The sequence below is a fragment of the Brevundimonas diminuta genome, from assembly GCF_050310045.1.
GTDB lineage: Bacteria > Pseudomonadota > Alphaproteobacteria > Caulobacterales > Caulobacteraceae > Brevundimonas > Brevundimonas diminuta_F.
This window is the reverse complement of sequence record NZ_CP190005.1, coordinates 3,250,230-3,272,449: the sequence shown is the minus strand read 5'-3', so window position 1 is coordinate 3,272,449 and position 22,220 is coordinate 3,250,230. Positions and strand designations below refer to the sequence as shown.

The window sequence follows — 22,220 nt, the reverse complement described above, 5'->3', positions numbered from 1 at the left end:
CCGCCACAAAAGTTATCACCGACGAACACCCTTCAAGACGCCAGATCCGGGGACGACTTCTCTCACCTCGCGAAGCTGAGCCTCGCAAGCGGGATCGTACTCACAGACAGACATCTCGCGCCGAGGCAAATCATTGATTTCCCTCGTCTTCATCCAGAAAGGACGGAAGTGCGTTACCCCCTCAACTTACCCCCCGGACGGCGGAGATCAACGCTGATTCGAGTCGAGATTCGCACTTAAATTGATTGACTCGAGCAAACCCCGATAGGGCTTGGGAAAATGCCGACTTCCCCTCTCGGGTGAACGGGAATCGCTAAAAATAACTTAGCGTCAGACAGCAAGACGGCGAGGGAGCTTGCGCTTCCTCGCCGTTGAAATTCTTACATTCTTTTACGAAAGACCGATTACAGGCCCTCCGCAGCCGTCACATTGCGCCGTTTGACGAAGCCGTGAAGACCTGTCCGGACGCCCTGTGAAATCAGGCGGCCGACAGCTTCTTCAGCTGGGCGGCCAGGCGGCTGACCTTGCGCGAGCCGGTGTTCTTGTGAACCACGCCCTTGGACACGGCGCGCATCAGTTCCGACTGGGCGGTGATGAACGCAGCCTTGGCGGTTTCCACGTCGCCGCCCGTGACGGCTTCCTGGAACTTGCGCAGGTAGGTGCGAACGCGGGTGCGGCGGGCCTTGTTCACTTCGGTCCGCGCTTCGATCTTGCGGATCGCCTTGCGGGCGCCTGCATTGTTGGCCATCGGGTAAAAACCTTCGAACGAAAACGCCGTAAACCACGCGTCTACGGCGAGAAAATCTCAAGAGCGGGCGGCTATAGCGGAAAGCCCCGGAACGGTCAACGCGATCCGGTCGGAATTGAGTCGGGGCCGGGGTTTGCGCCCCGCATCATCCGGCCCCGACATGATTTCAGCGCCCCGTGAAAGCGGGCTTCCGCTTCTCGACGAAGGCGGCCATGCCTTCCTTCTGATCGTCGAAGGCGAACAGGGAGTGGAACAGGCGGCGCTCGAACACCACCCCTTGCGCCAGCGTCGTCTCGAAGGCGGCGTTGACCAGTTCCTTATTGGCCATGACGGCCAGGATGGACTGACCGGCGATCCTGGCGGCGGCGGCGCGCGCTTCGTCCAGCAGGGCGTCGGACGCCACGACGCGCGACACCAGCCCGGCGCGCTCCGCCTCGGCGGCGTCCATCATCCGGCCGGTCAGGCACATGTCCATGGCCTTGGCCTTGCCCACGGCGCGGGTCAGGCGCTGAGAGCCGCCGATGCCGGGCGCCACGCCCAGATTGATCTCGGGCTGGCCGAACTTGGCCGTGTCCGAGGCGATGATGAAGTCGCACAGCATGGCCAACTCGCAGCCGCCGCCCAGGGCATAGCCCGACACCGCCGCGATGATCGGCTTGCGGAAGCTCGCCACCCGGTCGTGGGCGCGAGCGAAGAAGTTGCCGCGATACATGTCGGCATAGGCCTGATCGGCCATCTCCTTGATGTCGGCGCCCGCCGCGAAGGCCTTTACCGAGCCGGTCAGGACGATGCAGCGCACGCTGTCGTCGTCGGCCACGCTCTCAAGAAAGTCGCCCAGTTCGCCGGTCAGGGTGGTGTTCAGCGCGTTCAGCGCCTCGGGCCGGTTCAGGGTGACGACGGCATAGCCGTCGGCGTGGCGTTCGATCAGCAGGGTGGAATAGGCGTCGGCCATCAGGCGCTCCTCTCAACTCGTTCGAGGCAGGTCTAGCGTCTCGGGACGCTCACAGGAACACCCCTCATCCCTTCTGGCAGAGCGGGCAGAAGAAGGTCGAGCGCCCGCCCTGAACGATACGGTTCACCACGCCGCGACAGCCCTCGGTGCGACATGGCTCATGCTCGCGGCCATAGACGTCGAAACGGTGCTGGAAATAGCCCTGTCCGCCCTCGACGTTGGCGAAATCCTTCAGGGTCGAGCCGCCCGCCGCGATGGCGTCGCCCAGCACATGACGGACCTCCAGCGCCAGCCGCTCCAGCCGGGGGCGGCTGACCTTGCCCGCCGCCGTCAGGGGCGAGATGCGCGCCCGGTAAAGCGCCTCGCACACATAGATGTTGCCCAGACCGGACACGATGTTCTGGTCCAGCAGGCTGACCTTGATGTTCTGCGCCTTGCCCGCGAAAGCCTCGGCCAGATGGGCGCCGGAGAAGGCGTTGCCCAGCGGCTCCGGCCCCAGCCTGGCGAACCAGGCGTGGCCCTCGACCGCCTCGGTCGGGATCAGGCCCATGAAGCCGAAGCGCCGCGCATCGGCGTAGCCCAGTCGCGTCAGCACGCCGTCCCGGTCGGCGGTCAGGCTCATATGCTCATGCTTGCCGATGACGGGGGCGTCCGTCTCGAACACGCCGGGGGCGACGCCTTCCAGCGTAAAGCGGCCGGTCATCCCCAGGTGCGTGATCCAGGTCTCGCCGGTCGACAGGGGGAACAGCAGATATTTCGCCCGCCGTTCCAGCCGCAGCACCGTCGCCCCCTCCAGCCGCTCGATGAAGCGCTCGGGAAAGGGAAAGCGCAGGTCCGGCCGGTTCTGGCGCGGCGCGGTCAGGCGGGCACCCTCCAGCACAGGCTCAAGGCCGCGACGGACGGTTTCGACTTCGGGAAGTTCAGGCATGGCGCACATCTAATGCGTCCGCCCGTGCGGGTGAAGGTCGCCGCACCCGCAAGGGGAGAAAAGCAGAGGTTGCGCCCGCCCCCGTTGTCACGACCGGGCATTCGGGCTTAGCCTCGCCGCACATTCAGGAAAGCTCCCGCATGACGGACAAACCCGCCGGAACCGGCAAACGCATCGAACTGACCATCCGCGCCCTGATCCTGGGGTGTCTGCTGGCGGCGGTCTTCACGGCGGCCAATACCTATCTGGGGCTGAAGGTCGGACTGACCTTCGCCTCGGCCATACCGGCGGCGGTCATCTCGATGGCCCTGCTGCGGGCGTTCCGTGGTTCGACCATCTGGGAGAATATGACCGTCCAGACCGTCGCCTCGGTCGGCGGCTCGATGAGCGCCATCATCTTCGTCCTGCCCGGTCTGGTGATGATCGGCTGGTGGATGAACTTCCCCTTCTGGGAGTCGGTGATGATCTGCGTGCTGGGCGGGGTGCTGGGGGTGACCTTCTCCATTCCCCTGCGCCGCACCCTGGTCGTTCAGGGCGGTCTGCCCTACCCCGAGGGCGTCGCCGCCGCCGAGGTGCTGAAGGTCGGATCGCCCGGCGCGGACCAGACCGAAGAAGCCGTGCGCGAGAACCGTTCGGGCCTGTTCGTCGTCATGGGCGGGGCGATCGCCTCGGCCGTCTTCGGTTTCCTGGCCGCCGCGCGGGTGTTCGCAGCTGAGACGGCCGCCTTCCTGCGCCTGCCTGCGGCCTTCGGCGGGGGGGCGACGGGCGTCGGCTTCTCCATGCAGTTCGCCCTGCTGGGCGCCGGGCACCTGATCGGTCTGGCGGTCGGCCTGACCCAGCTGTTCGGCCTGCTGCTGGCCTGGCTGATCTTCGTGCCGGTCCTGACCTCGCCCGACTTCGCCGCATGGGCCGTCGCCCACGGCGTGCCGTCCATCGCCGCCACCGTCCCCGCCACAGCGGGCGCCGAGGGGCTGGCCATGAGCGTCTGGGCGCAGGAAGTCCGCTTCATCGGCGCCGGGGTCATCGGCGTCGCCGCCCTGTGGACGCTGGCCAAGCTGGCCAGACCGCTGGCCGCCGGACTGGCCTCGGCCATTTCCGCACAGGCGCGCCGCGCCCACGGCGAGACGCTGGAGCTGGCCGAGCAGGACATTCCCATCAAGATCGTCGGCCTGATCTCGGTCGCGGCGCTGGTCGGCATCGCCGTCCTGCTGGCCGTGGTGGCGCAGGGCACGGCTCTGGCCGGTTCGGCGCCGCTGCTGGTGATCGGCGGCCTGGTCTATGTCGTGGTCATCGGCTTCGCCGTGGCGGCCATCTGCGGCTATATGGCCGGGCTGATCGGCTCCTCCAACAGCCCGGTGTCGGGCGTCGGCATTCTGGCCATCATCATCGCGTCGCTGCTGATGCTGGGCGTGCTGGCCATTGCGGGCGTGCCCGCCGATCCTTCGATCGTCGCCTTCGCCCTGATCGTCACCGCCGTGGTCTTCGCCGTGGCCGTGATCGCCAACGACAACCTGCAGGACCTCAAGACCGGCCAGCTGGTCGAGGCCACGCCCTGGCGTCAGCAGACCGCCCTGCTGGTCGGCGTCGTCGCCGGCGCCCTGGTCATCCCCTTTGTGCTGGACATGATGAACCAGGCCTTTGGTTTCGAAGGCGGCCCGCCCGCCATCGTTCAGGGCTCGCAGACTCTGGCCGCGCCTCAGGCGACGCTGATCTCGGCCCTGGCCAAGGGCGTCATCTCGGGCGACCTGCGCTGGGATCTGATCGGCATCGGCGCCGTGGTCGGCGTTCTTGTCATCATCCTCGACATTATCCTGCGCCGCACGACGAACGACCGGATCAAGCTGCCGCCGCTGGCGGCCGGGATCGGCGTCTATCTGCCCGCCGCCGTCACCACCATGCTGGTCATCGGCGCGGTCTGCGGCTGGCTGTACGACCGGGCGGTCAAGTCGACCCGCTATGCCGATGTGGCCCGCCGCATGGGCGTGCTGTTGGCGTCCGGCCTGATCGTGGGCGAGAGCCTGTTCGGCGTCCTCACCGCCGCCGTCATCGTCGGCACGAAGAATGAAGCGCCCTTCGCCCTGCTGCCCGCCGACAGCGGCTGGCCCGCCATGTGGGCCGGTCTGATCGCCTTTGCGGCTCTGACCTACGCCCTTTACGCCTGGGTGCGCCGCCGCGCGGCCAAGGTCTAGAATGACTGGAGGGCGGCGGCGAAGGCTTCCGCCGCCCGACTGGCGCTGCGCTCGCGGTGGCGCAGCCGATAGAAGGGCCGCTCGGGCAGATCCAGCGGCAGTCGAACCAGCCGCCCCGCTTCGATCAGGGGCCGGGCGGCCAGTTCCGAGATCGCCGTGACCAGCCCGCCGCCCACGCCATCGCTGGCCGCCACCGCCGTCAGGATCGCCTCATTGGACGGCAGCACCAGCGCTGTCTTCAGGTCCGACGCGGCAATACCGCGCGGCAGGGCCGCCTCGAACTCGCTGCGGGTGCCGGACCCTGCCTCACGCAAGGCCCAGTCCAGTGCTTTAAGGTCCGACGCCGTCAGAGGCCCGCCCCGATCCGCCGCCGGATGACCCGGCGCCGCCACCACGATCAGCCGGTCGGCGGCGATGCGCGTCCGCTCCAGCCGGGGCGCGTCCTCGGCGCCCTCGATCAGGCCCAGTTCCGCCTCGCCCGCCAGCACCGCCTCGACTACCTGATGGGTGTTGCCGATCGACAGATGCAGTTCGATGCCCGGATGGCTATGGGCGAAGGCGGCCATGCGCGGCGGCAGCCAGTAGGCGCCGATGGTCTGGCTGGCGAACAGCCGCACGGAGCCGCGTTTCAGCCCGGCCAGTTCCTCCAGCAGCCGCTCGGCCGCCTCGGCCCGCGCCAGCACGGCCCGCGCCTCGGGCAGAAAGGCCGCCCCCGCTGCGTTCAGCGCCAAGCCCCGCCCGACCCGGTCGAACAGTCGCGTGCCGTGTCGCGTCTCCAGCGCCTGAACCGCCGCACTGACCGCCGACTGGGTCAGGTGCAGCGCCTCGGCCGCCTGCGTCATGTTCAGTCGCTCGGCCACGGCCACGAAGATGCGGAGCTGTTCCAGCGTCATGCGTCATTAATCGATTAAATCGATTGTTAAGTCCATAACTACGCGTTGGATTGATGAATGGAGAGGGCGGATAAGGGCGGCCATGACCCTCGCCCTCGACCCTACCGCGCCGTCCCGCCGCCTGACGGGCCCGCTCCGCCTGCTGCCCGGCGTGGCTCTGTCCGCCGTCATCGGCGCCGTCGCCTTCGGCTTGCAGATCATCGAGGCGCGCCTGTTCGGGCAGGCGTGGATCGAAGGGCTGGTGCTGGCCATCCTGATCGGAGCGGCCCTGCGTCTGGTCTGGACGCCGTCGTCGCTGTGGACGCCGGGCGTGAACTTCTGCGCCAAGACCCTGCTGGAAATCGCCGTGGCCCTGCTGGGCGCGACCGTCTCGGGCGCTGCGGTGGCGGCGCTGGGGCCGTGGCTGCTGCTGGCCATCGTCGGCGTCGTCGGCGTGGCCATCCTTGGCGGCTATGCGCTGGGGCGGGCGTTCGGCCTGCCGCACGCCATGGCCCTGCTGGTCGCGTGCGGGAACGCCATATGCGGCAACTCGGCCATCGCCGCCGTCGCCCCCGTCATCGAGGCGGAGGGAGAGGACGTGGCCGCCGCCATCGGCTTCACCGCCGTTCTGGGCATCGCCGTGGTTCTGCTGGTTCCCGTGGTTGGGGCCATGATGGGCTATGACGCCACGCGGGTCGGGGTGCTGGCGGGCCTGACCGTCTATGCCGTGCCGCAGGTGCTGGCCGCCGCCGCCCCCGCAGGCATGACCGCCGTCCAGACCGGCGCGGTGGTCAAGCTGGTGCGCGTGCTGATGCTGGGGCCGGTCTGTCTGGTGCTGGGGCTGATGCGCTCGAAACAGACGGCAGGCGGGCGGGGGCCGAAGCTGCATCAGATGGCGCCCTGGTTCATTCTGGTCTTTCTGGCCCTGATGGCGGTGCGCTCTGTGGGCTGGCTGCCGGAGGCGATCCTGCCGCCGCTGCAGATGTCGGTTTCGGCGCTGACGCTGATCGCCATGGCGGCGCTGGGGCTGATGGTCGATCCGCGCGCGGTGGCGCGGGCGGGACCGCGCGTCGCCGCTGTCGCCGCCCTGTCGGCCCTGCTGATCGGCGTGCTGGCGCTGGTGGTGATCGCCGTCCTGCCCCTGGGTTGAATGTCGATTCGCGCACCGGACTGGCGTTTGCGGCCACATCACTGTAAGAGGCGCGCCGAACCCTTCCCTTTTCTGCAATCTTCTTGCAGCGGCGCGGCCTATCCGTGACCGAACACAGTCCGCCCGAGCCCGATATGAATCTTCGTAACGTCGCTATCATCGCCCACGTTGACCATGGCAAGACGACCATGGTTGACGCCCTTCTGGCCCAGTCCGGCCTGTTCCGCGCCAATGAGGCGACGACCGAGCGCGTCATGGACTCCGGCGATCAGGAGCGTGAGCGCGGCATCACCATCCTGGCCAAATGCACGTCGATCCTGTGGAACGGCAAGGCGGGCGAGACGCGCATCAACATCATCGACACGCCGGGCCACGCCGACTTCGGCGGCGAGGTCGAGCGTATTCTGGGCATGGTGGACGGCTGCGTCCTGCTGGTCGACGCCGAAGAGGGCGTCATGCCCCAGACCAAGTTCGTGCTGACCAAGGCGCTGAAGATGGGCCTGCGTCCCATCCTGTGCATCAACAAGGTCGACCGCGCCCACGCCGATCCGGATCGCGTGCTGAACGAGACCTTCGACCTGTTCGCCGCCCTGGGCGCGACGGACGAGCAGCTGGACTTCCCGGTCATCTACGCCTCGGGCCGTTCGGGCTGGGCGACGCTGGATCTGGCCCAGCCGAACGACAATCTGCACCCGCTGTATGACCTGATCGTCGACCACGTCCCGGCCCCGGCCGCACAGGCGCGCGTCAACGAGCCGTTCCAGATCCTGAACGTCCTGATCGAAAGCGACCCCTTCCTGGGCCGTCTGCTGACGGGCCGCATCCACTCGGGCAAGGCGGTTCCGGGCATGGCCATCAAGGCCCTGTCGCGCGACGGCAAGACCATCGAACAGGGCCGCATCACCAAGGTGCTGGCCTTCCGCGGCCTGAAACGCCAGCCGATCGACGAGGGCGTCGAGGCGGGCGACATCGTCGCCATCGCCGGCATGTCCAAGGCCACCGTGGCCGACACCCTGTGCGCGCTGGAAGTGACCGAGGCGCTGGACGCCCTGCCGATCGATCCGCCGACCATCTCCATGACCGTGGGCGTGAACGACAGCCCGCTGGCCGGTCGCGAAGGCGACAAGGTCCAGTCGCGCGTCATCCGCGATCGCCTGTTGAAGGAAGCCGAGGCCAACGTCGCCATCCGCATCACCCAGACGCCGGACTCCGACGCCTATGAAGTCGCCGGTCGCGGCGAACTGCAACTGGGCGTGCTGATCGAGAACATGCGCCGCGAAGGCTTCGAGCTGTCGATCAGCCGTCCGCGCGTGGTCTATCAGAAGGGCGAGAACGGCGAGCGTCTGGAACCGATCGAAGACGTGGTCATCGACGTCGACGACGAGTTCTCGGGCGTGGTCATCGAGAAGCTGTCGGCCCGCAAGGCCGAGCTGACCGACATGGGTCCGTCGGGCGCCGGCAAGACCCGCATCCAGCTGAAGTGCCCGTCGCGCTCGCTGATCGGCTATCAGGGCGAGTTCCTGACCGACACGCGCGGTTCGGGCGTGCTGAACCGCGTCTTCAGCCACTATGAAGCCCACAAGGGCGCCATCGAAGGCCGCCTGAAGGGCGTGCTGGTGTCGAACTCGGACGGCGACACGGCGGCCTTCGCACTGTGGAACCTGGAAGACCGCGGCGTCATGTTCGTCGGCGCGGGCGAAAAGACCTATCAGGGCATGATCATCGGCGAGAACAGCCGTTCTGACGACCTGGACGTCAACCCGATCAAGGGCAAGCAGCTGACCAATGTCCGCGCCTCGGGCAAGGACGAGGCCGTGCGCCTGACCCCGGCGCGCAAGATGAGCCTGGAGCAGGCCATCGCCTATATCGAGGAAGACGAACTGGTCGAGGTCACGCCCAAGTCGATCCGTCTGCGCAAGGAAGTCCTGAACCCCTCCTTCCGCAAGAAGCGCGTCCGCGCCGACTGATCGGCGGCGCCACGCTGAAATGAAGAAGGCGGCTCGCAAGAGCCGCCTTTTTTGTGCGCCGGGGCTACTTTTTCAGACCCAGCAGCCCCAGCCAGCCGCCGCTGGTCAGCAGGGCCACGTCCAGCAAGGCCAGCGGCAGGGGCGTCGACGCCGGGGCGGCGATGAATTTCGGGCGCCACGTCGGGCCGAACTTGGCCTTGTAGGCGCGCAGGCCCTGAAAGCCGTAGACGGCGCCGCCTTCCTCGAACACCAGGGCGCCGACGCGGGCGAAGACCGGGGCCAGCCGCCGGTTCTCCAGCCCCGACAGGGGCGCCATGCCCAGATCAAACCCCGACAGCCCCTCGGCCTGCGCCCATTGTGCGGCGCGGGTGAACAGGACGTCCATCACCCCGTGCGGCCCGTCCGGATCATAACGCATCAGGTCGATCATGGCCTCGCGCCCGTCCGCTCCGTCCGTTCCGATCAGCAGGTTGGCGAAGGCGACGATCCGCCCGTCGACGCGGGCGACGGCCAGGGGGGCGCCGTCCAGATAGCCGATATCGAACCGCCCCAGAGAGAAGTCCTTCTCGGCCCCGTTATGATGCCGCAGCCAGGCGTCGGAGATCGCCCGCAACTCCGCTTCCAGCGGCCGGGCCGCGCCGGGCGGCAGGATGTCGACCATCATGCCCTCGCGTTCCGCCCGGTTCACGGCGGTGCGCAGGTTCTGGCGTCCCTTCCCGGCCAGCGAGAAGTCCGCCGTGCGGATCACCGCTGCTTCGCCGACCTTGCGCACGGCCAGCCCCAGGGTCGCCAGATCGACCAGCATCTCTTCGCTGACGGAATAGAAGACCGCCGCCCCGCCATAGCTGTCCGCCAGTTCGGCGAAGGCCCACAACAGGGCCGTGCGCTCCGCCTTCAGCCCGGCCGGTTCGCCCATGGCGATCCAGCGCCTCCCGCGCACGCGATAGGCGATGAAGCTGCATCCCGACGGACTGAACAGCAGGGCCTTGTCGCCCAGCAGGGCCAGACGCGCCTCGGGCGTCGCTGAATCGGCTGTTTCCAGCGCCAGCCGCGCGCGCTCGATATCGCCGGGCGCGGCCGGGCCGTGACTGCGGGCGCCGGGCGCAGTCAGCAGCGAGCGCACGGCCGCCGCCAGCGTCAGTATGGCCACCACGGCGCCTGCGCGCAGAAAGCCCGACGCCTGCTTGTCCGTCAGGAAGGTCCACCACAGTTCATCGGCATAGGCCGTGTCGCGATAGGTGAAGAAGCCCAGCCACAGCATGGCCGCCGCCGCTGCCGCCAGAACCAGCAGCCATCCCGGCCGCAACGGCTCGCCCAGCCGCGAGCGCCGGTTGAACGCCCCCCGGCACGGCGCCAGCAGGGCGGCCGCCGCCATCAGCTCTATCGCCACATCCCACGCCAGCCCCTTCAGCAGAGAAAAGGCGGCGCCCATCACCAGCCCGATCAGGGCGGCGTAATAGGCCCCCCTGCGTCGCCGCCACAGCCCGGCCGACACCAGCAGAAGAATGAAGCCGGTGATGCTGGCGGCGAAGTGCGACAGGTCGATCAGCAGGGGCGGCGTGAACCGCCCCAGGGCGTGCAGCCGCTCGCTGAACGCGGGCGTCGCCGCTGAAACCAGCATCAACGCGCCCAGTCCCGCCGTCGCCACGGCGAACACCTGCGGCGTCAGTTCAAACGCCAGTTCGCCCAGTCGGGTGAAGATGCGTGCGCGGTCAAGCTTTGCTGCATTTCCGGTCATGCAAAGCTCATAAAGCACGATTTTTCCATTTGCGGCCCCAAAAAGGTCATTTCAGGGCAGATGAAACCAACAGGGTTCACAGCGGTTCACCTTTTCGCGAGCGCCAGACTCGCCCAAATGGAGTAATCTCATGATCCGCAAGACCGCCCTGCTGACCGGCATCGCCGGCGCCCTCTTCATCGCCGCGCCTGCCTTCGCCCAGGACGACATGACGTCGCAGACGCCCGAACCGGCCCCCGCTGAGGCGGCTGCGGCTCAACCCCAGAGCCTGACCCTGACCCCGGGCGCCACCGTCAAGGGCAGCGACGGCTCGGAGATCGGCAAGCTGGTCGGCGTCCAGAACGGCGCCAATGGTCAGGAACTGACCGTCCGCACCGCCGATGGCCAGGTCCGTCCCGTGCCGCTGGCGGGCATCCGCCAGGACGGCTCGGATATCGTCGTAGACGCCTCGGCTTCGGATATCCAGTCGGCCGCGCCGATCGCTTCGGAGCAACCGACCCCGGACGCCGCCTCAACCCCGGATGCGTCGCCGGCCGACGAGCCCAAGAGCGACGAGCCCAAGAGCGACGAGCCTTACTAAACCGTTCGCCTGAACGGCAGAAGGGGCGGCCTGATGGGTCGCCCCTTCTCTCATGTGTGATCGGTCAAAAAGATCAACGTCGCTTCTGGATCAGCCCGAGCAGGAACAGCAGCACCACGGCGCCCAGCGTGGCGACGATGATGCCCACGATCCAGTTGCCTGCGGCGTCCACACCCAGAAGGTTGTTGGCCAGGAAACCGCCGATCAGGGCGCCGACCACGCCGACGATCAGATTGGTGAGCAGGCCATGCTCGCGTTTCATGATCTTCTCCGCCAGCCACCCGGCGATGATGCCGATGATGATCCAGGCGATAAATCCAAACCCACCCATTGCGTCTTCCTTCCTGAGAATTCGACAGCCCTGAAACCCGGCGACTCCGGAGCCCCGCTGTCTTTGCGATCAATGCACGGCTTGGCCGTGGGTTGCGCATAACCCTGCGCGCGAAATCGGCACAGGGTTTGCGACGGATCAGCCTGTCCGTGCCGATCCGGCACAGGCTGAGGGACACAGGAGAGTCGTCATGCCCGCCGAGATCGACCTTCATCTGGGCCGTCGACTGCGCCGCCGCCGTCGCCTGCTGGGCCTGACCCAACAGCAGCTGGGCGACCGCATCGGCATCCGTTTCCAGCAGATCCAGAAATACGAGTGCGGCGCCAATCGCATCTCCGCCGCCCGCCTGTGGGAACTGGCCGAAGCGCTGGAAACCCCGGTCAGCTATTTCTACGATGGCGTCGGCGAAGGGTCTGACAACCATCCCTCGCGCCCCGGTCCGTCACTGGCCGCCGCCGCCTGACGCCCGCGCCGGACGCGCGACGGCGGCCCTATGCCTTCGCGGTCGGACCGGTGTATGGCCTGCGGCATGACCGAGTTTGAATCCTTCGCTGTCGACCTGTCGCGTGAGGCGGCGCGCGTCGCCCTGCCGTTCTTCCGCGGCGACTTCACTCAGGAAGACAAGGGCGGCCCCGGCGCCTTCGACCCCGTCACCGAAGCCGACCGCGCCGCCGAAGCGGCCATCCGCCGCCTGATCGCCGCCCGCTATCCCGACCACGGCGTCATCGGCGAAGAGTATGGCGAGGACCGCCCCGACGCCGATCATGTCTGGGTGCTGGACCCCATCGACGGCACCCGCGCCTTCATCTCAGGCCTGCCGCTGTGGACCACGCTGATCGCCCTGCATCAGGACGGCGCCCCAGTGATCGGCGCGGTTGGCCAGCCCTATCTGGGCGAGATCTTCATCGGCGGCCCGTCTGGCGCGCGGCTGTTGAAAGACGGCGCCGAAACCCCGCTGGAGACCCGCGCCTGCCCCGACCTGTCGCAGGCTGTCATCGCCACCACCGATCCGGAAATCTTCCTCGGCGCCGACCGCGTCGCCTGGGACCGGCTGCGCGCGGCGACCCGTCTGGCCCGGCTGGGCTGCGACGCCTATGCCTACGCCATGGTGGCGGCGGGTCGCATGGATATGGTCGCCGAAAGCGAACTGAAGGTCTGGGACTGGTCCGCGCTGAAGCCTTTGGTCGAGGCGGCGGGCGGCCGCTTCACCAACTGGCAGGGCGGCGCTCCGGATGAGGCGGACGGCCGTGTGCTGGCGGTCGGCGACGCGCGGCTGACCAATCAGGCCCTGCCCCTGCTAAGCGCCGTCTGACGCCCCAGAACGCGCTTCAGACCGGTTCCGACGTCCGCGCGGCGGGCGAACCGGCCGCCGTCGTCTCGCCCGGCGCCACATAGTCGGCCAGGGCGTCGAACTCATGCAGGAAGACGTTGCGCAGCGCATCGACCTCCATGATCACCTCATGTTTGGCGTCCGCGACCTCGGCATAGCGGCCGCGCCCCAGGCGGCGAGCGGCCCAGCGGTTGGTCTGCTTCCAGACCTTGTCGTCTTCGGCCGCCTGAACGACACAGACCGGAATCTTCACCGCCTTCAGCGCGCGGGGCTTCAGCGCCCGTTCTCCGGCGTCCAGGGCAAAGGCCAGCCAGCCCCAGGTCGGCCCGCCGATGCCCAGATGCGGGCAGGCATAAAGCTGCTGGCGCCACAGATCGTAACGGCCGTAGTCCGAGGTCAGGGCGTCCTTCTCGAACGTGTGGTCGAAGGGATCGTCCGGGTCATCCAACACATAGTCGCCGGCCTTGCCGTGACGCAGAGCCCAGCGCACCGCCAGCTTGACCGTCCACATCGAGCGCTTGCCGGTCTTGATGCGCAGCATGGGGCTGGACAGGACCGCCCCGGCGAAGCGCGTGTCGTCTTCTTCCAGCGTCAGCAGGTTCAGGCAGCCGCCCATCGAATGGCCGACCATGATCCACGGCTTGGGCGCCCGCGCCTCATAGGCGTCCAGCAAGCGGGCGTAGTCGTCGAGAAATTCCTCCACCGCCCGGGCGTGGCCGCGCAGACGGTCCGGCAGCAGTCGCGCCGACAGACCCTGACCGCGCCAGTCGTGCGCCAGAACGCAGAAGCCGCGCGCCAGGAAGTTGCCGATCAGCTCGAAATATTTCTCGATCGGCTCGGTGCGGCCGGGGCTGAGGACGACCGTGCCGCGCGGCGTCTTCGCCTGCATCGTCGAGGGGGTCCAGAAGCCGGCGCGCAGGCGAAGCCCGCCCGCGCCGCGGAACCAGTCGCCCTCTCCGCCCGGCGGACAGGCGGCGCCGGGAACCCCCATCAGGGGCGCATGGGCGGCGAAGGCGGCGGGACGGTTCACTCGGGCTTCCTGAATTTCAGCGTCATGCGGTCGCTCTCGCCGATGGCGTCATATTTCGAGCGGTCGAAATCCGGATCGGCGGGCTGGCCCAGCGGCGCCGTCAGACGGCGCGGCGGCAGGGTCTCGACGCCGAACGGGTGGTCCTTGGTGTCGGCCGGATTGGCGTTGATTTCAGATGCTTCCACGAAGACGAAACCAGCCTCCTCGGCCAATTGCCGCACGAAGGCTTCCTGCACATAGCCGTTGGCGGCGGCGGGGTCCTGATCCTCGTCCGGCTGAAGGCGGTGCTGTTCGATGCCGAGGACGCCGCCGGGGCGCAGGGCCGCAAAGGCGTCTGCGAAGGCCTTTTCAGCGATGCCCGCCGCCATCCACGCCTGAATATAACGCATGAACAGCACCAGATCGGCCGTCCCCGCCGGAGCGACCGGCGGCGAGGCGGGGCCGAAGGCGGTGAACTGCACCGGGCCGTACAGCTTCTTGTTGGCCAGAATCCGGGCCTTCAGCGTGTTGTTGATGGCCACCTGCGCCGGATCGGCGGCCTCGCCCTCGTCAAAGCCCGCCAGATACAGGCTGCCGCCGCCCTTGTTCAGATAGGGCGCCAGGATTTCCGCATACCATCCGCTGCCGGGCCAGAAGTCGATCACCGTCATCTTGGGTTGCAGGCCGAAGAAGCGCAGCGTCTCGACCGGGTGGCGCCAGACATCGCGCGCCTTGTCGTCGGCCGAGCGCCATTCACCCGCAACCGCCCATTCCAGCGACCCTTCCGGCGGTCCCTTGGGCGCGTCCGGCTCGACCGGGGCCGCCTTATCTTCCTTGCGCCCGCAGGCCGCCAGTCCAAGCATCGGGCTGAAAAGGGCCAGGGCGCCGGCGCCGGTCAGGACGGATCGTCGGGTCGACCGGTCTGTCATGCGCGCATCCTCTTGCCGCCAAGTCTCTGGGTTCGGGGCTTAAGGCGCTTCTGCGCCAGCGTCAAAACCACGCACGCGATTATCATCAGCCTGTCTCAGTCGGCGGCGTAGGGCTTGCGAAAGCGCAGGGTCATGCGGTCGCTTTCGCCGATGGCGTCCAGCCGGGCGCGCTCGGCGGGCGTCAGGGCGCGGCCGTCGCGTTCCGAGGTGCGTGTGGGCTTCAGCGTCCACACGCCGAACGGATGGTCGCGGTCGTCCTTCGGATTGGCGTTCAGTTCGCTGCGCGCCTCCAGCTCGAAGCCCGCGCGGCGGGCGGCGTGGATCAGCCAGCTTTCGGGCACATAGCCGGTCGGCGCCGTATCGGCCACGTTCAGTCCCTCGGCCGCACGATGCTGCTCGACCGCCAGCACGCCGCCGGGCTTCAGCGCCTTGAAGAAGGCCGCCAGATAGGGCTCGGCCCGGCCGTCGCGCGACCAGTTATGGAAGGCGCGGGCCACCACGACCATGTCCGCCGTACCGTCGGCCACGCCCATGGTTTCGGCCGGGCGGTTGACCGGGACATAGCGCCCGCCGGTCGCGGCGGCGTAGGGCTCAAGAATGTTGCGCCACCATCCGGCGCCGCCCGGCTCGATCTCCACCACGGTCAGGCCCGGTTGCAGGCCCCAGAAGGTCAGGGTCTCGAACGGATGGCGCTCGCCGTCGCGGGCGCGGTCGGCCTCGGGCCGGGTCGTGGAGGCGACGGCCGCCTGCAGCGCGGCGTCTTCCGAAAAGCTGGGCATCTCCATCGACAGCCCCTGGCGATGGGGCAGACCGGCCGCTTCAGGCGGCGCCGATTGAGCCAGAACCGGTGAGGCCAGAACGGATGAGGCGAGGGCGATAAGGGCGAGGGCTCGCATGAAGGCTCCGACCGCTTTTGAAAGGTGAAGGTAAAATCCATACGCGGCCCCGCGCCGACCGCAAGGCGCCCCGGCGTTAAGCGACGATTTCGCGCGCCCCTTGCGCAGGGAAAACGGCCTCCTACCTCTTTATCCGAGAGCGCCGATCCCGGGCTCTCCAGACCTGACGGGGCCGAACGCGGACCGCCGGGTTTGAAACCCACCGCCGACCGGGGCTGAAAATCGCCGGGCGGCTCTACCTTGCTGATCCTCAGGAGGATGACTGATGCGTAGCTATGATTTCTCGCCGCTGTACCGTTCGGCCGTCGGCTTCGACCGTCTGGCCCGTCAACTGGAAAGCGCCGCCCGCTCCAGCCAGGAAAACGGCTGGCCCCCCTACAACATCGAAACGACGGGCGAAGACGCCTATCGCATCGAGATCGCGGTCGCCGGCTTCTCGGCTGATGAGCTGAATATCGAGGCGAAGGAAAACCTGCTGACCGTCACCGGCAAGAAGGCGACGGAGACGACCGCCGCCGACAATGACGGAGCGGCCAAGCGCACCTTCCTGCACCGTGGTCTGGCCGAGCGCGACTTCGAGCGCCGCTTCCAGCTGGCCGACTATGTGGTGGTCAAGGGCGCCGGTCTGGCCAACGGCCTGTTGACCATCGATCTGAAGCGCGAACTGCCCGAGGCCCTCAAGCCCCGCAGCATCGAGATCGCCACCGGCTCGACCCTGATCGAAGGCGAGGCGAAGAAGGCGGCCTAAGGCCTCTCAGCCTGACTGAACCGGAAGGGGCGGCGCTTGCGTCGCCCCTTTTTCATGCCTGCGGCTCAGACCTCGCCTGCGCCGGACAGGTCCAGACCCCGAGCGCCTGCGGTGCGGGCGTTGGTGAAGTCGGCCTGCCGGGTCTGGGCGCCGTGCAGCGTCGCCCGGCTCAGGTCCGAATCGACCATGACGGCCCGTCGCATATCCGCACCCGTCAGATCGGCGCCCCGCAGCACCGCCCCGGTCAGATCGGCCGGCAACAGCCGGTCCGCCGCCAGCATCAGCGGACCCAACTGCGCCTCGCGCAAGTCCGCGCCGTTGAGCTTGGCTCGCGTCAGCCGCGCCCCGCGCAGGTCGGCCCGGCGCAGATTGGCCGAGCGCAGGTCCGCGCCCTCCAGCTGCGCGCCCTGAAGCTGCACGCCCTCCATGTCGAGGCCGTAAAAGACGGCGCCGCGCGCCGACAGGGCCGTCAGATTCAGTCCGCGAATACTCGTCAGGGGGCGCAGATCCACGCCGTCGAAGACCGAGGGCTGGCCTTCTGCGCCGCCCGTCTCGCACCACTGGGCGTGGTCGCGCAGCATTTCGGCGGCAGGCATCCGGCTGACCGGCTCGCCCGCCGGTCGGTCGTCGATCAGGGCGCCGTCCATATTGGCCCCGTCGGTTCGCCACATGGCGGCCTTGACCCCCACCAGTATGGCGTCGCTGAGGTCTGCGCCCGACAGATCGGCGCCGGACAGGTCCGCCCCTGCCAGATCGGCGCCGCGAAAGCTGGCCTGCTTCAGATTGGCCCGGACCAGCTTGCAGTCCTTCATGATGGCGTCGGTGAAATCAGCGGCGACGGCGATGACGCCGGTCATGCGCGACCCTTGCAGATTGGCGCCCGACAGCACCGCGCCCTGCGCCTGGGTGTCGGCGCGCTTTTTCGCCTCCAGCACGCGGAAGCCCAGCTTGGCGTCGCTGGCGGCGATGGTCCCTTCGCGCAGGTCCGCCTCGAACAGATCGGCGCCCGACAGGTCCGCTCCGCGCAGACAGGCGCCGCGCAGGTCGGCCCGGCGCAGGCTGGCGTCGATCAGGCTGACGTCCTGCATGTCGGCGCCGAAGAAGTTGGCGTTGTCCAGCTTGCCGCCGCTGAGGTCGCAGCCGATCAGGCAGGCGGCGGTGAAGTCTGCATCGGCCAGATTCCGGCCCCGCAGGTTCAGTCCCGACAGGTCCATCCAGGCGAATACCGCCCGCGCCCCGCCCGGCTGCGCCCGCCACAGCCGGTCGTGCTTCAGGCAGACGGCGTCGACCTCTGCCTGAGTCAGTTTCTTGCGGACGGGTTCTTCAGCCTCGCTCATGGCGCCGATCATGGCTTACGGCGGATTAAGGAAGATTTGCGCAAGGCGACGCCGCCGCCCCGCGCCTTCCCGCCTATTCCGTCAGCAGGCCCTGTTCGCGCAGGGCGTCGGCCAGTTCGCCGTCCTGGGTCCACAGCCGAGTGTAGCCCGCCTCGCCCAGACGGTTCAGCTCGGTCGTCAGATCGGCGCGCGGCGCGGCGGCGAAGCGCGCGTCGAAGCCCGTTCCATCCTCGCTGATCCGCACCATCGGACGGCCTGTCTCCAGCCGATGCAGGAAGCCTTCGCACAGGACGGCGGCCTCATCGGACAACAGACCCGTCTCGACCGTCAGACCGGCCTGACGCAGACGCTCGGTCCCGCGGCCCGAGGCGAAGGGCGACGGATCCAGCGCGGCGATCACCACCCGCTCGACCCCGGCTTCGGCCAGGAAGTGGGCGCAGGATTTGCGGCCGGATGAACGCGCGCCGCAGGGCTCCAGCGTCACATAGGCGGTCGCGCCCTTCACGGCCTCGCCCGCCTCGGGCACGGCCTGTTCCTCAGCGTGGGGGCGTCCGCCCGGCGCCGTCGCCGCCTCAGCCAGCACGGCTCCGTCCTTGACCAGGACGCAGCCGACCGCCGGGTTGGGCCAGGTCTCGCCCATGCGGCTGAGGGCCAGATCAATGGCCCGCCGCATGAAGACGGCGTCCTGCGCTTCCCCGCTCACGCGACTTGCGGCAGGGCCTGCGCCCGCCCCTCATCCAGATAGCGGGCGGCGACCGGCTTCAGGTCGGCGTCCAGATCTATCTCCAGCGGGTTGCCGGTCGGAATCTCGACATCAACGATCCTGTCGTCCGGCACGGCGAACAGCAGTTTGACGATGGCGCGCAGGGAATTGCCGTGGGCGGCGATCAGCACGTCCTCGCCCGCCTTCAGACGCGGGGCGATCTCGGCGTCCCAATAGGGCTGCACCCGGTCCAGCGTGGTCTTCAGGCTCTCGGTGTCCGGGATTTCCTTGCCGGCGTAGCGGGGGTCGCCGGCGAAATCGAACTCGCCGCCCGGCGCCAGCGGCGGGGGCGGCACGTCATAGCTGCGGCGCCAGACCTTGACCTGATCCTCGCCGTGCTTGGCCGCCGTCTCGGCCTTGTCCAGCCCGGTCAGGCCACCGTAGTGGCGCTCGTTCAGGCGCCAGTCCTCGATGACCGGCACATCCTTCAGCCCGGCCGAGTCCAGCGCCAGGGCGCCGGTGCGCTTGGCCCGCTTCAGCACCGAGGTGAACATGACGGCAGGCTTGAACCCCGCCTGCGCGATCAGCTCGCCGCCGCGCCGGGCCTGGGCCTCGCCCTCGGCCGTCAGGTCGACGTCGACCCAGCCGGTGAACCGGTTCTCCAGGTTCCATTGGCTCTGGCCGTGGCGCAGCAGGATCAGGCGGGTCATGAGGGTCTCCGGGAGCATCCGTGTCTTCGGCCACTCGCTAGGCCCCCGACGCGGGGGCGGTCAAGGTTTCGCCTCATCAGGATAAACACGGCAGCCATAACAGAGGTCGCGCGTTGTGGCCTCTCGAGCGGGGGAAGGCTATAGGGCCAGACAGATTTGCGACCCCGCGTCTCTCAGCGGCCTCTTCAGGAACACCCATGCAAAAGCCCCGTCAGGACATCCGCCCCAACACTGCGGAGTATGAAACCCTGCCACTGGTCAAGCCGACCGGCTTTCGCGAGTACGACGCCCGCTGGATTCTGGAAAAAGAGATCAACCTGCTGGGCATCCAGGCGCTGGGTCTGGGTCTGGCCACCTATGTCCACGAAATCGGCCAGACGCCCAAAATCGCCGTGGGCCATGACTTCCGCGGCTATTCCCTGTCGGTGAAGCAGGCGCTGATCCTGGGCCTGCTGGAAGGCGGCATGGAGGTGCTGGACATCGGCCTGGCCCTGTCGCCCATGGCCTATTACGCCCAGTTCGCGCTGGACTGCCCCTGCGTCGCCATGGTCACCGCCAGCCACAATGAGAACGGCTGGACCGGCGTGAAGATGGGCGCGCAGGCGCCTCTGACCTTCGGTCCTGACGAGATGGGCCGCCTGAAGGAGATCGTCCTGAACGGGCAGGGCGTCGCCCGTCCCGGCGGCAAGCTGGAGCGCGTCGAGGGCTTCCGCGACACCTACATCAAGGACGTGGCCTCCAAGGTGAAGCTGTCCCGCCCGCTGAAGGTCGTGGCCGCCTGCGGCAACGGCACGGCCGGCGCCTTCGCGCCCGAGGTGCTGCGCCTGATGGGCGCCGAAGTGATCGAGATGGACACCGATCTCGACTACACCTTCCCCAAATACAATCCGAACCCGGAAGATCACGCCATGCTGGTGCAGATGGCGGCCAAGGTGAAGGAGACGGGCGCCGACCTGGCTCTGGGCTTCGACGGCGACGGCGACCGCTGCGGCGTGGTCGACGACACGGGCGAGGAGATCTTCGCCGACAAGATCGGCCTGATGCTGGCCCGCGACCTGTCGGCCATCCATCCGAACGCGACCTTCGTCGTCGATGTGAAATCGACCGGCCTCTACAAGACCGACGCGGTGCTCAAGGCCAACGGCGCGACCACCGTCTACTGGAAGACCGGCCACTCCTACATCAAGCGCAAGACCGCCGAACTGAACGCCCTGGCCGGGTTCGAGAAGTCGGGCCACTTCTTCCTGTCGGGCGATCTGGGCCACGGCTATGACGACGGTCTGGTGGCGGCGGGCGCCGTTCTGGCCATGCTGGACCGCAACCCCGGCAAGTCGCTGTCGGAGCTGAAGTCCGCCCTGCCGGACGCCTGGACCAGCCTGACCATGTCGCCGCACTGCGACGACGAGCTGAAGTATGACGTCCTGGCCAGGATCGTGAAGGAATACGAAGACCTGGCGGCGTCCGGCGGCTCGATCCTGGGCCGCAGGATTGTCGAGGCCATCACGGTCAACGGCGTACGCGTCCATCTGGAGGACGGCTCATGGGTGCTGGTCCGGGCCTCATCCAACAAGCCAGAACTGGTCGTGGTGGTCGAAAGCATGAGGTCCGCCGACGACATGCGCGACCTGTTCCGCAAGGAAGTGAAGCCGCGTCTGGCCGCTCACCCGGAAATCGGCGCTTTCAACCAGGAAATCTGATTCCCGTTTGACCGGCGGCGGCCTCGTGGACGATGTTCACTACATGAACGAAGCCGCCGCCTCCCTTCCTGTGCTCATCATCGGTGGCGGGTTTTCCGGCGCCATGCTGGCCGCCCGTCTGGCCGAGGCGGGACAGGCGTCCGTCCTGATCGAGCGCGGAGAACAGATCGGCCTCGGCGTCGCCTATTCGGCCGTGCTGGACGCCCACCGGTTGAACGTCCGCTCGGAGCGGATGAGCGCCCTGCCTGACCGATCTGGCGACTTCGCCGACTGGCTGGCGAACCATGCTCCCGCCTTCGCCGATCCCAACGGCTTCGCCCCGCGCCGCCTCTACGGCCGCTATGTTCAGGACCGTCTGGCCGGGGTCGAGGCGGCCCGTCCGGGCCTGATCCGCCGCATCAGGGGCGAGGCCGTGCGTATCGAAGGGCAGAGTGTCATTCTCGCCGACGGCGCCCGCATCTCCGGCCGGGCCGTGGTGCTGGCGACCGGCAATCCGCCGCCGCGTCCCGTCGCGCCGGGCGAAGGCGCGCGCCGCATCCATGATCCGTGGCGTCCCGGCGCCTTCGACGCCATTGCGCCCGAAGATGACGTTCTGATCCTCGGCTCGGGCCTGACCATGGTCGATGTCGTTCTGGCGCTTAAGGCCGCGGGCTGGCGCGGGCAGGCGAGCGTCGTGTCGCGACGCGGCCTGCTGCCATTGGCTCACGGCGAACGTCACGACGCCCCGGTCGCCCTCCCGCCACAGGCGCTTGAGGGTCCGCTATCGCGGCGCGTGGCGACAGCGCGGCAACTGGCGGACATCCACGGCTGGCGCGGCGTCATGGAAGGCTATCGACCCATCACCACCGAGCTTTGGCGCGCGGCGACGACGGCCGAGCGCGCCCGCTTCCTGCGCCACCTGCGGCCCTGGTGGGACGTGCGGCGACACCGCATCGCCCCGGATGTCGCGCAGGTCATCGATGAACTGAAAGCCTCCGGCCGCCTGAACCTTATGGCCGCCCGCGTGGAGACCATGCAGATCGATGACAGGGGCGCGGCCCTGACCATCCGGATACGGAATGGAGACGAGCGGCGCTTGCGCGCAGACTGGCTGATCGACTGCACAGGGCCGGGTCACGACGCCGCGCGCGCGCCTTTGACGGCCGCCCTGATCGCTGAAGGCCGCGCTCGCATAGACGCCGTCGATCTGGGGCTGGACCTCGACGCCGAGGGGCGCGTCGTCCATGCTGACGGCGCGATCGATCCAAACCTGTTCGTGCTGGGTCCGCCCGCCCGCGCCGCCTTCTGGGAGACGATCGCCGTCCCCGACATCCGCCAGCGCATCGAGACGCTGGTGCGCGCCCTGACGGTCTGACAGCCCGGCAGAAACGTTTCACATCCTGCGCCGACGACCGCAGTCACGCGCG

The 22,220-nt window shown here is 68.2% G+C and carries 20 protein-coding genes and 1 pseudogene; 9 read left to right on the top strand and 12 right to left on the bottom strand.

What is annotated here, in order from left to right:
• Positions 1-478 precede the first annotated feature (478 nt).
• From rpsT to mutM, 3 genes are all read right to left on the bottom strand, one after another.
• Positions 479-748: a 30S ribosomal protein S20 gene (rpsT, locus tag ACORJG_RS15700; RefSeq protein ID WP_024355020.1), complete on the bottom strand. Its 270-nt coding sequence runs from the start codon at positions 746-748 to the stop codon at positions 479-481.
• Between the two features lie 166 nt (positions 749-914).
• Positions 915-1,700, bottom strand: a complete 786-nt coding sequence (locus tag ACORJG_RS15695) for an enoyl-CoA hydratase (RefSeq protein ID WP_427790506.1) — start codon at positions 1,698-1,700, stop codon at positions 915-917.
• A 64-nt stretch (positions 1,701-1,764) separates the two neighbouring features.
• Positions 1,765-2,628, bottom strand: coding sequence for a bifunctional DNA-formamidopyrimidine glycosylase/DNA-(apurinic or apyrimidinic site) lyase (gene mutM / locus ACORJG_RS15690; RefSeq protein ID WP_427790504.1), 864 nt, complete (start codon positions 2,626-2,628; stop codon positions 1,765-1,767).
• 140 nt (positions 2,629-2,768) lie between these two features.
• Here mutM and ACORJG_RS15685 point away from each other — a divergent pair, with 140 nt between their 5' ends.
• The gene (locus tag ACORJG_RS15685) at positions 2,769-4,817 is read left to right on the top strand and encodes an OPT family oligopeptide transporter (protein WP_427790502.1); all 2,049 of its coding nucleotides are present in this window, start codon (positions 2,769-2,771) and stop codon (positions 4,815-4,817) included.
• Here ACORJG_RS15685 and ACORJG_RS15680 read toward each other — a convergent pair.
• A complete protein-coding gene (locus ACORJG_RS15680) occupies positions 4,814-5,710 on the bottom strand; it encodes a LysR substrate-binding domain-containing protein (protein WP_427790500.1) in 897 nt (298 codons plus the stop codon). The two genes, ACORJG_RS15685 and ACORJG_RS15680, sit on opposite strands and share 4 nt — an antisense overlap.
• 82 nt (positions 5,711-5,792) lie before the next feature.
• Here ACORJG_RS15680 and ACORJG_RS15675 point away from each other — a divergent pair, with 82 nt between their 5' ends.
• Positions 5,793-6,839 (top strand): YeiH family protein, encoded by a 1,047-nt coding sequence (locus ACORJG_RS15675; RefSeq protein ID WP_427790498.1) that lies wholly within the window; start codon positions 5,793-5,795, stop codon positions 6,837-6,839.
• A 134-nt stretch (positions 6,840-6,973) separates the two neighbouring features.
• Positions 6,974-8,806, top strand: a complete 1,833-nt coding sequence (typA, locus tag ACORJG_RS15670; RefSeq protein ID WP_427790496.1) for a translational GTPase TypA — start codon at positions 6,974-6,976, stop codon at positions 8,804-8,806.
• Between the two features lie 64 nt (positions 8,807-8,870).
• Here typA and ACORJG_RS15665 read toward each other — a convergent pair whose 3' ends face one another.
• Positions 8,871-10,544 (bottom strand): phosphatidylglycerol lysyltransferase domain-containing protein, encoded by a 1,674-nt coding sequence (locus tag ACORJG_RS15665; protein WP_427790494.1) that lies wholly within the window; start codon positions 10,542-10,544, stop codon positions 8,871-8,873.
• A 130-nt stretch (positions 10,545-10,674) separates the two neighbouring features.
• Between ACORJG_RS15665 and ACORJG_RS15660 the strand changes: the two genes are divergently transcribed.
• Entirely contained in the window at positions 10,675-11,124 is a 450-nt protein-coding gene (locus ACORJG_RS15660) for a superoxide dismutase (RefSeq protein WP_427790493.1), read from the top strand.
• A gap of 73 nt (positions 11,125-11,197) precedes the next feature.
• Here ACORJG_RS15660 and ACORJG_RS15655 read toward each other — a convergent pair whose 3' ends face one another.
• A complete protein-coding gene (locus tag ACORJG_RS15655) occupies positions 11,198-11,455 on the bottom strand; it encodes a GlsB/YeaQ/YmgE family stress response membrane protein (RefSeq protein WP_427790491.1) in 258 nt (85 codons plus the stop codon).
• Positions 11,456-11,645: 190 nt separating this feature from the next.
• On the opposite strand from ACORJG_RS15655, the pseudogene ACORJG_RS15650 reads away from it, so the two are divergent.
• Together ACORJG_RS15650 and hisN are read left to right on the top strand one after the other, a co-directional pair.
• Positions 11,646-11,864 (top strand): annotated as a pseudogene (locus tag ACORJG_RS15650) (helix-turn-helix domain-containing protein); the annotation flags it as partial.
• 84 nt (positions 11,865-11,948) lie between these two features.
• Positions 11,949-12,767 carry a histidinol-phosphatase gene (gene hisN / locus ACORJG_RS15645; protein ID WP_427790489.1) on the top strand — a complete coding sequence of 273 codons (819 nt, stop codon included), beginning with the start codon at positions 11,949-11,951 and terminating at the stop codon, positions 12,765-12,767.
• Between the two features lie 16 nt (positions 12,768-12,783).
• Here hisN and ACORJG_RS15640 read toward each other — a convergent pair whose 3' ends face one another.
• The 3 genes from ACORJG_RS15640 to ACORJG_RS15630 all read right to left on the bottom strand — a co-directional run bounded on the left by ACORJG_RS15640 (position 12,784) and on the right by ACORJG_RS15630 (position 15,619).
• On the bottom strand, positions 12,784-13,815 hold the full coding sequence (locus tag ACORJG_RS15640) for an alpha/beta fold hydrolase (protein ID WP_427790487.1): 1,032 nt from the start codon (positions 13,813-13,815) through the stop codon (positions 12,784-12,786).
• Complete coding sequence (locus tag ACORJG_RS15635; protein ID WP_427790485.1) at positions 13,812-14,723, bottom strand: class I SAM-dependent methyltransferase; 912 nt, start codon at positions 14,721-14,723, stop codon at positions 13,812-13,814. Before ACORJG_RS15635 ends, ACORJG_RS15640 begins: the two co-directional genes overlap by 4 nt.
• Positions 14,724-14,818: 95 nt before the next feature.
• Positions 14,819-15,619 (bottom strand): class I SAM-dependent methyltransferase, encoded by an 801-nt coding sequence (locus ACORJG_RS15630; protein WP_427790483.1) that lies wholly within the window; start codon positions 15,617-15,619, stop codon positions 14,819-14,821.
• Between the two features lie 265 nt (positions 15,620-15,884).
• On the opposite strand from ACORJG_RS15630, the gene ACORJG_RS15625 reads away from it, so the two are divergent.
• A complete protein-coding gene (locus tag ACORJG_RS15625; protein WP_427790481.1) occupies positions 15,885-16,367 on the top strand; it encodes an Hsp20 family protein in 483 nt (160 codons plus the stop codon).
• A gap of 65 nt (positions 16,368-16,432) precedes the next feature.
• On the opposite strand, the gene ACORJG_RS15620 is transcribed toward ACORJG_RS15625, so the two are convergent.
• The 3 genes from ACORJG_RS15620 to gpmA form a co-directional block, all read right to left on the bottom strand.
• Entirely contained in the window at positions 16,433-17,704 is a 1,272-nt protein-coding gene (locus ACORJG_RS15620; RefSeq protein ID WP_427790479.1) for a pentapeptide repeat-containing protein, read from the bottom strand.
• Positions 17,705-17,777: 73 nt separating this feature from the next.
• Positions 17,778-18,407 (bottom strand): bifunctional diaminohydroxyphosphoribosylaminopyrimidine deaminase/5-amino-6-(5-phosphoribosylamino)uracil reductase RibD, encoded by a 630-nt coding sequence (locus ACORJG_RS15615; protein ID WP_427790477.1) that lies wholly within the window; start codon positions 18,405-18,407, stop codon positions 17,778-17,780.
• Positions 18,404-19,117 (bottom strand): 2,3-diphosphoglycerate-dependent phosphoglycerate mutase, encoded by a 714-nt coding sequence (gene gpmA / locus ACORJG_RS15610; protein WP_346530208.1) that lies wholly within the window; start codon positions 19,115-19,117, stop codon positions 18,404-18,406. Before gpmA ends, ACORJG_RS15615 begins: the two co-directional genes overlap by 4 nt.
• Positions 19,118-19,314: 197 nt before the next feature.
• Here gpmA and ACORJG_RS15605 point away from each other — a divergent pair, with 197 nt between their 5' ends.
• Positions 19,315-20,814 carry a phosphomannomutase/phosphoglucomutase gene (locus ACORJG_RS15605; protein ID WP_427790475.1) on the top strand — a complete coding sequence of 500 codons (1,500 nt, stop codon included), beginning with the start codon at positions 19,315-19,317 and terminating at the stop codon, positions 20,812-20,814.
• Positions 20,815-20,839: 25 nt separating this feature from the next.
• Positions 20,840-22,168: an FAD/NAD(P)-binding protein gene (locus ACORJG_RS15600; protein WP_427790473.1), complete on the top strand. Its 1,329-nt coding sequence runs from the start codon at positions 20,840-20,842 to the stop codon at positions 22,166-22,168.
• The last annotated feature ends 52 nt before the right edge of the window (positions 22,169-22,220 follow it).